The following is a 12,902-nucleotide window of genomic DNA, read 5'->3' as shown; positions in this document are numbered from 1 at the left end:
TTATGGGTCCCTGCGTTCGCAGGGACGACAGCTGTTGCTTGGCAGCATCAAACCAGCAAATCGCTCAAATCCCGCCACTCGGGGTTATCGCGCTCGATCAGTTCGATCTTCCAGTCGCGCTTCCAGCGTTTGAGCTGCTTTTCACGCGCAATCGCTTCGTCCGCGCGCTCGTAGGTTTCGGTGTAGACGAGGCGGTGTACCCCATAACGCTTCACAAATTTGGAGCCCTTGCCGTTCCGATGCTCTTCTAGGCGCTTCTGGAGCGAGTTGGTTATCCCGATGTAGAGCGTCCCATGACGCCGGCTGGCGAGGATGTAACGAAGTACATGCTCGGAATGCCCGTTCCGCTAATTACGACGCCCGGTGGTTATGGGTCCCTGCGTGCGCAGGGACGACACCGTTCTTGCTGAAGCGGTTCGCGCCCCACTCACATCACACCATCCCTTCCGCCACGACCATGTAGTTCACGTCCATATCAGAGGAGAGCGTCCACTTGTCGGCGAAGGGGCTGTAGACGACGCCGGTCTGCTCGGTGATGACGAGGCGATTGTCGAGCAGGTATTTCGTCAACTCGTCGGGGGTAACGAACTTGTTCCACTCGTGGGTGCCGCGCGGCAGCCAGCGCAGGACGTATTCGGCGCCGACGATGGCAAGCGCAAAACTCTTCCAGTTTCGGTTCAGCGTCGAGACCACCATCAGGCCGTTCGGCTTCAGCAGCGCCGCGCAGTGCTTCAGGAACATGCCGACGTCGGTGACGTGCTCGACCACCTCCATTGCCAGCACGACGTCGAAGCGCTGGCGCGGGTCGACTTCCTCGACCGTGGTGCAGCGATAGTCGATCGCAAGGTGGCCCTTGTCGGCGTGCAGCTTGGCGGCGGCGATGTTGCTCTGGGACGGATCGATGCCAATGACCTGCGCGCCCAGCCGCGACAGCGGCTCGCAGAGCAGGCCGGCGCCGCAGCCGATGTCCAGCACGCGCAGGCCGCCAAGGCAGTTGAGGCTGCGCACATTGCGCTCGAACTTGCGGCAGGCGGCATCGCGGATGTAGCCGAGCCGCAGCGGATTGATCCGGTGCAGCGGCGCCATCTTGCCCTTGGGGTCCCACCACTCCGCCGAGAGTTTTGAGAACTTCGCGATCTCGGCGGCGTCGACGGTCGAGCCCGGCTGGGGGGCTGCGGTTACGGAAGTATCTTGCTGCATGCTCATGGTTACGCGCGGTCCTACCGCGTGGTGATCGAACTGCGGAAGGCGAGCGGCGAGGCGATGGTCTTGATCGTCTCGATCCCTTCGCCGACGCCGCGAATGGTCACGTCGCCATAGTTGAGAATACGTCCAAGGATCGTCTGGTTGACGTCGACGCTCTCAACCTTGTCCAGCGCCATCTCGAAGGTGCGGCGCTTGATGAAGCCGGTCTTGTGCACGACCCGCAAATTGGTGACGTCGGTCTCGGTGGTGAAGCGGTGGAACCAGCCCCTCACGGTCCAGTAGAGCGCTGCCAGCGCCGCCAGGCCGGAGGCGACGAGACACAACAGCACGAGCCCCTCGACGATGGTTTGCCGGGACAGGATGAACAGGATGAGGGCTGCGATCCAGGCCAGAATGGCAGGAAAATAGAAGATCCAGTGCGCATTGGTCGAATACAGTACCCGCTCGCCCGGCTGGAGGATCTCGTCGATATAGCGCGCCATAATCTCGATTAACCCATTACCCCCGTCTCCGAGGCCGCAGGACCCGCTTGCCCCCGGCCCCGTCGCTATGTATACGCGCGGTCGGCATCCGCGGGCCCGTCTCGCGCGGGTCACCATACTTATCCTTATAAGGGAATGCACGCGTCGTCATGAGCCGCCTCGTGATGAAATTCGGCGGCACATCCGTCGCCAATATCGAACGTATCCGCAACGTCGCGCGCCATGTGAAGCGTGAGGTCGACGCTGGCCACGAGGTGGCCGTGGTCGTCTCCGCGATGTCCGGCAAGACCAACGAGCTGGTGGCGTGGTGCAGCGAGGCCTCGCCCATGCACGACGCGCGCGAATATGATGCCGTGGTCGCCTCTGGAGAACAGGTCACCTCCGGCCTGCTCGCCATCGCGCTCCAGGGCATGGGCATCCAGGCCCGGTCCTGGCAGGGCTGGCAGATCCCGATCAAGACCAGCGACGCCCATGCCTCGGCCCGGATCGAGGACATCGACGGTAGCGAGATCATCAGCCGCTTCAAGGAGCGGAAGGAGGTCGCGGTCATCGCCGGCTTCCAGGGCATCAGCCCCGCGACCGGCCGCATTACCACGCTCGGCCGCGGCGGCTCCGACACGTCGGCGGTCGCGATCGCCGCCGCCGTCAAGGCGGACCGCTGCGACATCTACACCGACGTCGATGGGGTCTACACTACCGACCCGCGAATCGTGCCGAAGGCGCGCCGGCTCGACAAGATCGCGTTCGAAGACATGCTGGAACTGGCTTCCCAGGGCGCAAAAGTGCTCCAGGTCCGCTCGGTGGAACTCGGCATGGTCTACAATATGCCGATCTTCGTCCGCTCCAGCTTCGATAAGCCCGAGGATATCGACCCGCATGCCAACCAGCCGCCCGGCACGCTGATCTGCAGCGAGGAGGAGATCATGGAAAGCCACGTCGTCACCGGCATCGCCTTTTCGAAGGACGAGGCCCAGATCTCGGTGCGCCAGATCGAGGACAAGCCCGGCGTCGCGGCGTCGATCTTCGGCCCGCTGGCCGACGCCAACATCAACGTCGACATGATCGTGCAGAACGTCTCCGAGGACGGCAAGACCACCGATCTCACCTTTACGGTGCCGGCCGCCGACTACACCCGGGCCAAGGAGACGATCACCGCGGCCAAGGGCCAGATCGGCTATGCGCGGCTCGACACCGCCACTGACGTCGCCAAGATCTCGGTGATCGGCAGCGGCATGCGCAGCCATGCCGGCGTCGCCGCCCAGGCGTTCTCGGCCCTCGCCCGACGGAATATCAACATCCGGGCCATTACAACCTCCGAGATCAAATTCTCGGTTCTGATCGACACCGCCTATACCGAGCTTGCGGTGCGCACCCTGCACACACTCTACGGCCTCGATCAGACTTAGACGAATTTTCTCTTAGCGGTCGCAGCAAACGCGAAGGTGTACACACATTCGCGTCTGGCAGGCGTTTTGCTTGGCAAAACAAGCCTCAATTCGCTATACGGCGGACAGGGTGGGCTGCCAGAAACTGTGCCCCAGTGGAGGCGGTGCTGATTCGGCTCAGGCGATGGCTCCGGCGATTGCCCGGGCCGGGGCCGGATGAGCAAATTCGTTGTTTTTCTGGATTTTCGGGCGAGCCGCCGGAGCCCCTCTCGGGCCCGGCTGAGTGAGGAGATTGGCGGCACATGCGGAGCGCGTCGGGAGGTCCCCGCGTCTTGTTGAGACGGCTCCGCGAAACCATGGCGGAGCAGGTCTCGGCCCAAGAGCGGCTGGACAAGATCGTGGTGCTGATCGCCGCCAACATGGTGGCCGAGGTGTGCTCGGTCTACGTGCTGCGCGTCGACAACACGCTCGAACTCTACGCCACCGAAGGCCTCAAGCGCGAGGCGGTGCACCACACCGTGCTGAGCGCCCATGAGGGCCTGGTCGGCCTCGTCGCCAGCGAGGCGACGCCGCTCAATTTGAGCGATGCGCAGAGCCACCCGGCGTTCTCGTTCCGCCCCGAGACCGGCGAAGAAATCTATCACTCCTTCCTCGGCGTCCCGATCCTGCGCGCCGGCAACACGCTCGGCGTGCTGGTGGTGCAGAACCGCGCCAAGCGCACCTATGTCGAGGAGGAGCTCGAGGCGCTGCAAACCACCGCCATGGTGCTGGCGGAGCTGATCGCCTCCGGCGAATTGTCGGCGCTGGCCCAGCCCGGCCAGGAGCCGGCCGCGCGGCATTCCATGCAGAAGGTCGGCGCCATCCTGTCGGAGGGCATCGCGCTCGGCCATGTCGTGCTGCACGAGCCGCGCGTCGTCATCAAGGACTACATCGCCGAGGATCTGCCGAAGGAAATCAAGCGGCTCGATACCGCGCTCGCGAAGCTGCGTTCCGATCTCGACCGCATGCTGGAGCGCGGCGACGTCGCCGAAGGCGGCGAGCACCGCGACGTGCTCGAAGCCTATCGCATGTTCGCCAACGACCAGGGCTGGTCGCACAAGCTGCACGAGGCCGTCGCCACCGGCCTCACGGCGGAAGCCGCCGTCGAGCGCGTGCAGTCCGACACCCGCGCCCGCATGCTGCGTTCGACCGATCCTTATTTGCGCGACCGGCTGCATGATCTGGAAGATCTCGGCTACCGGCTGATGCGGCAGCTGGTCGGCCAGGACCACGCGCCCTCGCGCGAGCAATTGCCCGACAATGCCATCGTCATCGCGCGCGCGATGGGACCGGCGGCGCTGCTCGACTACGACCGCAAGCGCCTGCGCGGCATTATCTTGGAGGAAGGCACCGCCAATTCCCACGTCTCGATCGTGGCGCGCGCGCTCGGCATTCCCGCGGTCGGCGAGGTGCCGAACGCGCCCGGCATCGCCGATCCCGGCGACGCCGTCATCGTCGATGGCACATCCGGCTCGATCTATGTGCGTCCCTCGCAGGAAATCGAGGCGGCCTTTGCCGAGCGTGTGCGCTTCCGCGCCCGCCGCCAGGCGCAATATCTGGCGCTGCGCGACCGGCCCTGCGTCACCAAGGACGGCGAGAAGGTCGAGCTGCTGATCAACGCCGGCCTCGCCATCGACCTGCCGCATATCGAGGACACCGGCAGCGCCGGCATCGGCCTGTTCCGCACCGAGCTGCAATTCATGGTCGGCCAGAGCCTGCCCCGCACCAGCGACCAGCTCGCGCTCTACCGCACCGTGCTGGATGCCGCGGGCAGCAAGCCGGTCACCTTCCGCACGCTCGACATTGGCGGCGACAAGGCGCTGCCTTATATGGAGACGGTGATCGAGGAAAATCCCGCGCTGGGCTGGCGCGCGATCCGGCTCGGGCTGGACCGTCCGGGCCTGTTGCGCGGCCAGATCCGCGCGTTGCTACGCGCCGGCGGCGGCCGCGCACTGCGCGTGATGTTTCCGATGATCTCGGAGGTTGCCGAGTTCGACGCGGCCAAAGCGCTGGTCGAGCGCGAGTTGACTTACTTGCGCCAGCACGGCCACACGCTGCCGGAGCGCATCGACATCGGCACCATGGTCGAGGTGCCGGCGCTGCTCTACCAGCTCGACGAGTTGCTGAAAAAAGTCGACTTCATCTCGGTCGGCTCCAACGATCTGTTCCAGTTCCTGTTCGCGGTCGACCGCGGCAACGCCAAGGTCTCGGAGCGGTTCGACACCATGTCGGCGCCGATCCTGCGCGCGCTTCGCGACATTGCCCGCAAGTGCCATGCGGCGAAGAAGTCGCTCTCGCTCTGCGGCGAGATGGCCTCGAAGCCGATCGGCGCGCTGGCCCTGATCGCGTTGGGCTATCGTTCGCTGTCGCTCTCGGCGAGCGCGCTCGGCCCGGTGAAGGCGATGGTGATCGATCTCGATGCCAGGAAGGCCGAAGCGATGCTCGGCCCGCTGCTGGACGCACCGGCCGGCAGCGTCTCGATCCGGCAGAAGCTGACGGAGTTTGCCGAGGCCGAGGGCCTGGCGTTGTAGCGGGCCTGCCCGCTCGCGCGCTCCGCCCTCCGTCCGCCCTTTGAGACCAGAACCGATGTCGTCACTCCCCGAAGCCAAACTGGACGTCCTGCTTGCGCATCACGCCTCGCTCGAGGCCGAATCGCTCGGCCAGCTCGCCTCCGAGCGCTACGTGCAGATCACGCGCGAGCTCGCCGAGCTCGCGCCGCTGATCGAGGCGGTCAAAGCCTATCGGGCCGCGGTCAAGGAGTTCGCCGACATCGAAGCGCTCATCGCCGATCCCGCGACGGATGCCGAGATGCGTAGCATGGCGGAGGCCGAACGCGACGAACTCAATCTCAGAATCGAAGAGCTCGTGCAGAAGATCCGCGTCGCGCTCTTGCCCAAGGACGCCATGGACGACCGCAACGTGGTGCTGGAAATCCGCGCCGGCACCGGCGGCGACGAGGCCTCGCTGTTCGCGGGCGATCTGTTCCGGATGTACGAGCGCTTTGCCAGCCTTCAGGGCTGGAAGGTCGAGGTGATCTCGGCCAGCGAAGGCACCGTCGGCGGCTACAAGGAAATCATCGCCGAGGTGCAGGGCCGCGGCGCATTCTCCAAGCTGAAATTCGAATCCGGCGTCCACCGGGTGCAGCGCGTGCCCGACACCGAGACGCAAGGCCGCATCCACACCTCCGCCGCAACGGTCGCCGTGCTGCCGGAGGTCGAGGACGTCGACGTCGACATCAAGAACGACGATCTGCGCATCGAGACCATGCGCGCGCAAGGCGCCGGCGGCCAGCACGTCAACAAGACCGAATCGGCGATCCGCATCACCCACATCCCGACCGGCATAGTCGTGATGATGCAAGACAGCCGCTCGCAGCACAAGAACCGCGCCTCCGCAATGAACATCCTGCGCTCGCGCATCTACGACGCCGAGCAGCAACGCGTCGATGCCGCTCGTTCCGCCGAGCGCAAGGAGAAGGTCGGCTCCGGCGATCGCAGCGAGCGGATCCGCACCTACAACTTTCCGCAAGGACGCGTCACCGACCATCGCATCAACCTGACGCTCTACAAGCTGCCGCAGGTCATCGCGGGCGAGGCGCTCGGCGAGCTGATCGATGCGCTGACCACCGAGCATCAGGCCGCGCAGCTCGCAGCCCAGGGCGCTGCGGCGTGACCGGCGCGTGAGCAATCCCTTCACCGGACTATCCGTCGAGGGCGCGCGGCGTGCGCTGGCGGCGCAACTGCGATCGGCGCAGCAGGGCGAAGCCGAACTCGACGCCCGTATCCTGCTGGGCGCGGCGCTTGGCCTCGATCTCACCGGCCTGGTTGCGCAGGGCGCCCGCCTCCTCACCGACGCCGAGGCGTTGCAGCTCGCGCGCCATGGCCAGCGGCGGATCGCGGGCGAACCGGTGGCGCGCATTCTCGGGGTCAGGGAATTCTGGGGCCTGCCATTTCGTCTGTCGGAAGCAACGCTGGTGCCGCGGCCCGATACCGAGACCGTGGTCGAGCTCGCGCTCGAAATCTTTCGCGAACGGCGAGCCTCCGATCAAGTGCGCATCGCCGACATCGGCACCGGGTCGGGCGCGATCCTGCTGGCGCTGCTGCACGAAATTCCCGGCGCTTTCGGCGTCGGCACCGATCTCAGCCTGACCGCGCTCGACACTGCGAGGAGCAATGCCGCAGCCCTCGGCCTTGGCGAGCGTTCCGCCTTCGTCGCCTGCTCCTATGCGGCAGCGCTCAGCGGCCCGTTCGATCTTATCGTGTCGAATCCGCCCTATATCCCCTCGGGAGAAATTCCGAAACTGGGCATCGAAGTGCGCGAGCACGATCCGCATCTGGCGCTCGACGGCGGCAACGACGGTTACGACGCCTATCGCGCCCTGATCCCGCAGGCGGCGGAACGCCTCGCGCCGGGCGGGGCGCTGATCGTCGAAGCCGGGCAGGGCCAGGCGCGAAATATTGAAACCTTAATGGTGGCTGCCGCATTGGTAGCGGACAGGCCGCCTAGAGCCGACTTGGCGGGTATCCCGAGGGCCGTTTCGGCCCGAAAAATGCCCCTATAAAAGCCGGATTGGGCTGCAAAAACCTCTTGGAATATCCCGTTGGAACGACTACCTTCTGCTCAGCACATCGGTGTCGGCCCCGTAGACTTACGGGCGAAAGCCGGGCTCTCGGGCGAGAGCTTCACTGATTTACGGTTCCAAGCGAGGTCCTGTGAAGCGCGATGGCCATTTGTGGCGCGCTGCTTCCGACCGCAACGTGAACGAAAGCCTGAAATTGCGCGCGAAGACTAACGCAAGAAACCAGGGCTTGTTTTGGCAGGCAAAATGAATGGGTTCGCTGGCGATGAATGCTGGCGGGTGGGGAACGCGTCCTTGTTGAACGCGATGGTCGACGAACATCGGCAGGGCTCAATCCGCTCGTGCGCGCGGTGCGTACGAGAAGCGTGAACCGTTGTCATTAGGTCACTCTCGGCAATCAGTAGTGCGTGCAACCTTTAGGGCTGGAATTAAAGGCAGGACATGAGAAACGGTCAGAACAAGCAGCGGATGCGCAACCGGAATAACAACAACAATAACAACAATCATAACCGGCGCGGCCAGAACCCGATGACCCGGGTCTACGAATCGAACGGTCCCGACATCAAGATCCGCGGCACCGCTTCGCACATCGCCGAGAAGTACCTTCAGCTCGCACGCGACGCGCGCTCTTCCGGCGATCCGGTCGCTGCCGAGAATTACTACCAGCACGCGGAGCATTATTTCCGCTTGATCGCCACCGCCCAGGAGCAGTTCCGGCAGAGCCAGCAGCCGCGCGGCGACGAGCCCATGAGCAGCAGCAGCGACGACAGCGAGGACGACGGTGAGAATTTCTCGAATTTCGGCCAGGAGCCGGGCTTCGTTCCCCAGCCCCAGCAGCCGACTTTCGTGCGCGACGGCCAGCGTGACCATCAGCAGCGTGATCATCAGCCCCGCGACAATCAGCCCTATCAGCGCGAGAACCAACAGCCGCGCGAGCACCGCGAGCGCGACCACCGTCCGCAGCCGCAATATCAGCCGCAGCCCCAGCCGCAGCCGCTCCCGCTGAACCAGCCGCAGCCTGTCGTCGCCGAAGCCGGCAACGTCGATCGCCTGCCCTCCTTCATCACCGGCGCACAGCCGCAGGTGAACGGTGGCGAGGGTGGCGGTGGCGGCGAACGCTTTCCGAGGCGCCGCCGCCGGCCGCATGGCGGCCCGCGCCCCGAGCGCGAAGCTGCTCCGGCCGCCTCGAGCGACGATCTCGCTCCCGGCGAGTAAGCCGCAACGGTTCTCCTGATTTGTTGAACTGCATCGTCCCGGCCCTGGCCGGGACGATTTGCTTTCAGGTGTGCGTCACCGTCGTCGAAGACGGCACCAGCACCGGCTTCAAGGAGGGAATCAGCCGCGCCCGTTCCCGCTTGGCGGGGATCGCGCGGTAGACCTGCTTGGTGGCCTCGACGATATGGACGCCGGCAAATGGCAGCGACAACGCCGCGCCGGCCCGCTCCCACATCTGCGCCGATTTCAATACCCACCGGCCAGCATAGGGCGGCATGAACAGCGCCTCGCCCCAGGCGGTCGGCGTGAACCAGGTCTGGCGCAACAGATCCGTGATCTGCGAGCGCGAATAGGGCCGGCCGTGGCCGAACGGCGTATTGTCGGAGCGGGTCCACACCCCGCGCCGGTTCGGGATCACCGCCATGACACGGCCCGACGGCGACAGCACCCGCCACACCTCGCGCAACAGCGCAGCCGGATCATCCGACATTTCCAGCGCATGGACCAGCAGGATGCGGTCGACCGCGGCGTCCGGCAGCGGCAGCGAGAATTCGTCAACCAGCGTGGCCAGCGCAGGACGCCCCGTTGGCCATTTCAAGACGCCCTGGGCCGCCGGCATGAAGGCGAGGCAGCGCTCCGCATCCTCGCGGAACAATCCGAGATAGGGCGTGGGATAGCCGATGCCGAGCACGCGCTCGCCCTTGGCGCTCGGCCAGCGCTCCTTGATGCCGCGATTGATCATCTGCCGCGCCACGATCCCGAGGCGGCGGGAATAGAACTCGCGGAGATCGACGACGTCGATGGTCATGACGGCAATGTAACATGCGCAAGGCCGCCGCCGCGCGCTGAATATTGCATTGCCTGCGCAACGTTAACGCCATATTTGTCAGGCGGGGCTGAGCCCGATGGAGATGTCATGGCCGCCGAAATTCGTACTTTCAGCTGTTTAAACGACAATTTCGGCTATCTGATCCACGATGTGGAAACCAAGGCGACGGCGTCGGTCGACGCGCCGGAGGCGGGCCCCATCCTGGCGGCACTCGACCGCGAGGGCTGGCAGCTCACCGACATCCTGATCACCCACCATCACGGCGATCATGTCGGCGGGGTCGCCGAACTCAAGCAAAGATACAATTGCCGCGTCGTCGCGCCGCATGACAAGACGACGAAGATTGCAAACGTCGACCTGCGCGTCGCCAATGCCGACGTGGTCAAGGTCGGCACCCTGCTGGCGCGCGTGCTGGAGACGCCCGGCCACACCCTCGACCACGTCTCCTACGTTTTCGACACCGAGAAGACGCTGTTCGCCGCCGACACGCTGTTCTCGATCGGCTGCGGCCGCGTGTTCGAGGGCACTTATCCGATGATGTGGGATTCGCTATTGAAGCTGCGCGCCCTGCCCGACGACTTCAAGCTCTATTGCGGCCACGAATACACGGCGTCGAACGTCAAGTTCGCACTGACCGTCGAGCCCGACAATGCGGCGCTCCAGGCACGCGCGGCGGAAGTTGCAAAGCTGCGGGCCGAGAACAAGCCGACCATTCCGTCACTGCTTGGTGATGAGAAGCGAGCAAACGTGTTCCTGCGGGCTGATGAACCCTCGGTCGCAACCAGGCTACACATGAAGGGTGCGGATGCCGCCGCGGTGTTCGGCGAGTTGCGCGAACGCAAGAACAAGTCCTGACGGGGATCGATGCCGACCGCAGCCCAGATCATCGCGCGCCTTGAGCTGCGGCCGCATCCTGAAGGCGGGCACTATCGCGAGACGTTTCGCGACCAGACCACCGACGCCAACGGCCGGTCGCGCTCGACCCTGATCTATTTTCTGCTCGCGCGCGGCGAGCGTTCGCATTGGCATCGCATCGATGCGGTCGAGATCTGGCATTACTATGCCGGCAGTCCGCTGGCGCTGCGCATCGCCCACGAAGGCTGCTCACAACACCAGGTACGCCTCGGCACCGACCTCATGAGCGGCGAGCGGCCGCAGGCGATCGTGCCGGCACATGCGTGGCAGACCGCCGAGACCACCGGCGAATGGACCTTGGTGGGCTGCACCGTGGCGCCCGCATTCGAGTTTGCAAAATTCGAGCTGGCGCCGAAGGGCTGGGAGCCGTAGGCCCCGGAAAGACAATTAGCGCTTGCGCAGTACCATGTCCTTCGCCGCGATCAGGCCGCCGCCGGCGATCAGGATCGCGGCGATGGCGATGTTGGCGCTGGCCTTGGCGAAGCCGGCGGCGATGAGGAAACCGGTCGAGAGCAGCGGCGTCGCGTAGGACGCCGCACCGAGCACGCGGATGTCGCCGCGCTTCATGCCGATGTCCCAGGCGTAGAACGCGGCGCCCACCGGACCGATGCCGAGCGCGATCACGGAGAGCCATTGCAGTGTGGTCTCCGGCCACACGGTCGTCTCGAGCGCGGCATGCATCAGCGCGGCAAGCGCTGCGGTGGCGAGGCAAAATCCGGCGACCGCATCGGTCGGCACCGCTTTGAGCCGCCGCGACAACACGGAATACGTCGCCCATACGAAGGCTGCGACGAAGGCGGCGATCAGCCCCGGCAGCTGGCCGGGCGCGAAGCCGCTCGTATTGCCAGCGAACAGCAGCACTGTGCCGACGAGGCCGAGTACGGCGCCGATGACGTGGTGCACGGCAAGCCGCTCGCCTGGCAGTAACGACGAGAACATCACGATCAGGAGCGGCCACAAATAGTTGAGCAGGCCCGCTTCAGCTGGCGGCGCGAAGCGTAGCGCGAGGAAATAGAGCGCGTGATAGCCGAACAATCCGCCGACGCCGACGACCCAAACGACGAGCGGCTGGCGTAGGCTTTTCGCCGCCTCGCCACGGCCGATCCAGGTGAGGAAACCGACCAGACCGCCGATCGCAAAGGTCATCGCGGCGAGCTGGAAGGCCGGGATTATTCCGGTCGCCACCGTCATCACGGAGAGCAGCGACCACATCAGGATTGCGGTCAAGCCGATCAGCGTCGCGGTGCGGGGAGTCATCGGCGAATACTTCCGTCATGGCCGGGCATAGCCGTCTGAAGAGCGGCGTCGCTTCCGCTCGCCCGTGCCCGGCCATCCACGTTCTGCCGTGGCGACCGCTGTTGTAAGGCCGTGGATGCCCGGGACAAGCCCGGGCATGACGAAGCTACCGATATGTGCGAACGTGATGCGATCGCATCACACCATGTACTGGCCGCCGTTGACGGTCAGCGTCGAGCCGGTGATGGCGCCGGCTTCATCGGCGGCGAGGAACACGACCGCGCGCGCGATCTCCTCGGGCTCGCCGAGCCGGCCGATCGGGATCAACGGCAGGATGGCCTTTTCCAGCACGTCCTTCGGCACCGCTTGCACCATCTCGGTGTTGATGTAGCCCGGGCAGATCGCGTTCACGGTGACGCCGCCCTTGGCATTCTCCAGCGCCAGCGCCTTGGTGAATCCGATCTCACCGGCCTTCGCCGCGGAATAGTTCACCTGGCCGAACTGGCCTTTCTGTCCATTGATCGAGGAGATGTTGACGATGCGGCCGAACTTGCGCCCGCGCATGCCTTCGATCACCTGGCGCGACATGTTGAACAGCGAGCCGAGATTGGTGCCGATCACCGCATTCCATTGCTCCAGAGTCATCTTGTGGAAGGCGCCGTCCTTGGTGATGCCGGCATTGTTGACGAGCACGTCGATGGGCCCGACCTCGGCCTCGACCTTCTTCACGCCCTCGGCGCAAGCGTCGAAATTGCTGACGTCCCATTTGTAGACGGCGATGCCGGTCTCGGCCTTGAACTTCTCCGCCGCGGTATCATTGCCGGCATAGCTCGCCGCGACCTTGTAGCCGGCCGCCTTCAGCGCCTTGCTGATCGCCGCTCCGATGCCCCGCGTACCACCCGTCACCAATGCAACACGTGCCATATCGTATTCCTTCCCTTGGACTCTTCGGACGTTTCTGAGTGATCGTTTTTAGATGCGGATTATGCGGGACGTTTGACGGACATCAAGAACAA

Annotated in this window: 13 protein-coding genes; 7 read left to right on the top strand and 6 right to left on the bottom strand. The window is 64.9% G+C overall.

Annotated features, from left to right (window positions below; translation table 11 throughout):
• Positions 1-47: 47 nt before the first annotated feature.
• From FXV83_RS18285 to FXV83_RS18275, 3 genes are all read right to left on the bottom strand, one after another.
• Complete coding sequence (locus FXV83_RS18285; RefSeq protein WP_148740788.1) at positions 48-314, bottom strand: GIY-YIG nuclease family protein; 267 nt, start codon at positions 312-314, stop codon at positions 48-50.
• A 118-nt stretch (positions 315-432) separates the two neighbouring features.
• Positions 433-1,206, bottom strand: coding sequence for a bifunctional 2-polyprenyl-6-hydroxyphenol methylase/3-demethylubiquinol 3-O-methyltransferase UbiG (ubiG, locus tag FXV83_RS18280; RefSeq protein WP_187435987.1), 774 nt, complete (start codon positions 1,204-1,206; stop codon positions 433-435).
• A 14-nt stretch (positions 1,207-1,220) separates the two neighbouring features.
• Complete coding sequence (locus FXV83_RS18275; RefSeq protein WP_148740787.1) at positions 1,221-1,688, bottom strand: PH domain-containing protein; 468 nt, start codon at positions 1,686-1,688, stop codon at positions 1,221-1,223.
• Between the two features lie 149 nt (positions 1,689-1,837).
• On the opposite strand from FXV83_RS18275, the gene FXV83_RS18270 reads away from it, so the two are divergent.
• The 5 genes from FXV83_RS18270 (at position 1,838) to FXV83_RS18250 (ending at position 8,906) form a co-directional block, all read left to right on the top strand.
• Positions 1,838-3,094 (top strand): aspartate kinase, encoded by a 1,257-nt coding sequence (locus FXV83_RS18270; protein WP_148740786.1) that lies wholly within the window; start codon positions 1,838-1,840, stop codon positions 3,092-3,094.
• A 281-nt stretch (positions 3,095-3,375) separates the two neighbouring features.
• A complete protein-coding gene (gene ptsP / locus FXV83_RS18265) occupies positions 3,376-5,643 on the top strand; it encodes a phosphoenolpyruvate--protein phosphotransferase (RefSeq protein ID WP_148740785.1) in 2,268 nt (755 codons plus the stop codon).
• 55 nt (positions 5,644-5,698) lie between these two features.
• Positions 5,699-6,784, top strand: coding sequence for a peptide chain release factor 1 (prfA, locus tag FXV83_RS18260; protein WP_148740784.1), 1,086 nt, complete (start codon positions 5,699-5,701; stop codon positions 6,782-6,784).
• Between the two features lie 7 nt (positions 6,785-6,791).
• Positions 6,792-7,673, top strand: coding sequence for a peptide chain release factor N(5)-glutamine methyltransferase (prmC, locus tag FXV83_RS18255; protein ID WP_187435986.1), 882 nt, complete (start codon positions 6,792-6,794; stop codon positions 7,671-7,673).
• Positions 7,674-8,132: 459 nt separating this feature from the next.
• A complete protein-coding gene (locus FXV83_RS18250; protein WP_148740782.1) occupies positions 8,133-8,906 on the top strand; it encodes a DUF4167 domain-containing protein in 774 nt (257 codons plus the stop codon).
• A 64-nt stretch (positions 8,907-8,970) separates the two neighbouring features.
• Here FXV83_RS18250 and FXV83_RS18245 read toward each other — a convergent pair whose 3' ends face one another.
• Positions 8,971-9,714, bottom strand: coding sequence for a class I SAM-dependent methyltransferase (locus tag FXV83_RS18245; RefSeq protein ID WP_148740781.1), 744 nt, complete (start codon positions 9,712-9,714; stop codon positions 8,971-8,973).
• 108 nt (positions 9,715-9,822) lie between these two features.
• Here FXV83_RS18245 and gloB point away from each other — a divergent pair, with 108 nt between their 5' ends.
• The gene (gene gloB, locus FXV83_RS18240) at positions 9,823-10,590 is read left to right on the top strand and encodes a hydroxyacylglutathione hydrolase (protein WP_148740780.1); all 768 of its coding nucleotides are present in this window, start codon (positions 9,823-9,825) and stop codon (positions 10,588-10,590) included.
• A 9-nt stretch (positions 10,591-10,599) separates the two neighbouring features.
• Positions 10,600-11,022, top strand: a complete 423-nt coding sequence (locus FXV83_RS18235; RefSeq protein WP_148740779.1) for a cupin domain-containing protein — start codon at positions 10,600-10,602, stop codon at positions 11,020-11,022.
• Positions 11,023-11,037: 15 nt separating this feature from the next.
• Here FXV83_RS18235 and yddG read toward each other — a convergent pair whose 3' ends face one another.
• Both yddG and phbB read right to left on the bottom strand, forming a co-directional pair.
• A complete protein-coding gene (yddG, locus tag FXV83_RS18230) occupies positions 11,038-11,907 on the bottom strand; it encodes an aromatic amino acid exporter YddG (RefSeq protein WP_148740778.1) in 870 nt (289 codons plus the stop codon).
• Positions 11,908-12,084: 177 nt separating this feature from the next.
• On the bottom strand, positions 12,085-12,810 hold the full coding sequence (gene phbB / locus FXV83_RS18225) for an acetoacetyl-CoA reductase (protein WP_148740777.1): 726 nt from the start codon (positions 12,808-12,810) through the stop codon (positions 12,085-12,087).
• Positions 12,811-12,902 lie beyond the last annotated feature (92 nt).

This window comes from Bradyrhizobium hipponense (assembly GCF_008123965.1).
GTDB lineage: Bacteria > Pseudomonadota > Alphaproteobacteria > Rhizobiales > Xanthobacteraceae > Bradyrhizobium > Bradyrhizobium hipponense.
This window is presented reverse-complemented; position numbering and strand designations above follow the sequence as displayed.

What these genes read in the sequence shown, in the direction of transcription:
- FXV83_RS18270 (WP_148740786.1), top strand. Translation starts at nt 1,838, where the DNA reads ATGAGCCGCCTCGTGATGAAATTCGGCGGCACATCCGTCGCCAATATC.
- gloB (WP_148740780.1), top strand. Translation starts at nt 9,823, where the DNA reads ATGGCCGCCGAAATTCGTACTTTCAGCTGTTTAAACGACAATTTCGGC.
- ubiG (WP_187435987.1), bottom strand. Translation starts at nt 1,206, where the DNA reads ATGAGCATGCAGCAAGATACTTCCGTAACCGCAGCCCCCCAGCCGGGC.
- FXV83_RS18235 (WP_148740779.1), top strand. Translation starts at nt 10,600, where the DNA reads ATGCCGACCGCAGCCCAGATCATCGCGCGCCTTGAGCTGCGGCCGCAT.
- FXV83_RS18245 (WP_148740781.1), bottom strand. Translation starts at nt 9,714, where the DNA reads ATGACCATCGACGTCGTCGATCTCCGCGAGTTCTATTCCCGCCGCCTC.
- FXV83_RS18275 (WP_148740787.1), bottom strand. Translation starts at nt 1,688, where the DNA reads ATGGCGCGCTATATCGACGAGATCCTCCAGCCGGGCGAGCGGGTACTG.
- yddG (WP_148740778.1), bottom strand. Translation starts at nt 11,907, where the DNA reads ATGACTCCCCGCACCGCGACGCTGATCGGCTTGACCGCAATCCTGATG.
- prfA (WP_148740784.1), top strand. Translation starts at nt 5,699, where the DNA reads ATGTCGTCACTCCCCGAAGCCAAACTGGACGTCCTGCTTGCGCATCAC.
- phbB (WP_148740777.1), bottom strand. Translation starts at nt 12,810, where the DNA reads ATGGCACGTGTTGCATTGGTGACGGGTGGTACGCGGGGCATCGGAGCG.
- FXV83_RS18250 (WP_148740782.1), top strand. Translation starts at nt 8,133, where the DNA reads ATGAGAAACGGTCAGAACAAGCAGCGGATGCGCAACCGGAATAACAAC.
- ptsP (WP_148740785.1), top strand. Translation starts at nt 3,376, where the DNA reads ATGCGGAGCGCGTCGGGAGGTCCCCGCGTCTTGTTGAGACGGCTCCGC.